The sequence below is a fragment of the Bacillus sp. LR--39 genome (assembly GCF_053613335.1).
In genome coordinates this window covers 1-1,404 of the sequence record NZ_JBSIOT010000156.1, presented here as the reverse complement: position 1 = coordinate 1,404, position 1,404 = coordinate 1, and the positions used below count along the sequence as shown (strand labels likewise).

Below are 1,404 nucleotides of genomic sequence, written 5' to 3'. Positions count from 1 at the left end.
ATTTATGGAGGCTATACGTGCGAAAAGCTGTTTGGAAACGCCCTTGCCCTTTCGCCTGGATTAAGAGAAAACATAGAGCTGGTCACAAAATGCGGTATCGTTCTTGAATCGCCTGAACGGCCCGCTCACAGATCGCATCATTATAACACAAGCAAATCGCATATTTTGGCATCCGTTGAGCAATCGCTTATGAACCTTAGGACGGATTATATCGATGTGCTGTTGATTCACAGACCGGACCCGCTCATGGATCCGGAGGGGGTAGCAGAGGCGTTTCAGGCCTTGAAATGCTCTGGCAAGGTCAGGTACTTTGGCGTTTCAAATTTTAAAGATCACCAGTATCGGATGCTGGAATCGTATTTGCCCGAGAAGCTCGTGACCAACCAGATTGAGCTTTCCGCTTATGAATTAGAAAATGTGCTCGACGGCACTTTGAACCTCTGTCAGGAAAAACGGATTCCGCCGATGGCTTGGTCGCCTCTGGCAGGCGGCAAAGTATTCACTGGAAACACGGATAAAGACCAGCGTGTCCGCACGGCGCTTGAATCCGTCCAAGGGGAAATCGGCGCTGCTTCATTGGACGAGGTCATGTACGCATGGCTGTTCACGCATCCGGCCGGCATCATGCCGATTGTCGGAAGCGGAAAGCGCGAGCGGATTTCCGCCGCGATAAATGCGTTGTCATACAAGCTTGACCAGGATCAATGGTTCCGCATTTTTACAGCCGTACAGGGTTGCGATATTCCATAAAAAGCATCAGCTTACCAGCTGATGCTTTTTCAATATTGTCACACCGCTTAGTGCCAAATTACCATTTATAAGTGATTGATTCTTTCTTGAAAGCGTTTTATATTAAAAGGAAACCTCTCTATATCCTCTACTGCATCTCCTTGCGACTTCATCCGCACATCAAGATAGTCTAGGAGGTCTTTTTTATGTATATGACTGCCAGAGAACAAAAGCTGTTAAAGCACTTATTATTACAAAACAGATATATAACCGTAACTGAGCTTGCTGAGCTGATGCAAGTCAGCACGAGAACCATTCACAGGGAACTCAAATCAATTAAACCGCTGATGGAAACCGTGGGGCTTACGTTAGATAAACAGCCCGGTAAAGGGTTGAAGGCAGTGGGAAGTCCCGAGGATAAACAAAAGCTGCTTACTGTTTTATCATATGAACAGCATGAATACAGCGCCGACGAACGGAAACTGCTCATTCTTTGTTCGTTATTAGAGTCTCAGGAGCCCGTCAAACTGTACACGCTTGCTCATGATCTCCAGGTGACGAATGCCACGGTCAGCTATGACTTAGATGAGCTCGAGAAGTGGATTTCTCCCTTCGGACTGACACTGATCCGCAAAAGAGGTTTTGGCATCCAGCTCCTAGGGCCGGAGAATGCGA

At 47.2% G+C, this 1,404-nt stretch carries 2 protein-coding genes; both read left to right on the top strand.

Annotation, left to right across the window (positions count from 1 at the left end; translation table 11 throughout):
- On the top strand, nt 1-750 hold a 750-nt coding region (locus tag ACWHAR_RS21325; protein ID WP_452087749.1), incomplete at its 5' end, for an aldo/keto reductase.
- Between the two features lie 185 nt (nt 751-935).
- Nucleotides 936-1,404: BglG family transcription antiterminator (locus ACWHAR_RS21320; RefSeq protein ID WP_452087748.1), on the top strand; the 469-nt coding region annotated here is incomplete at its 3' end.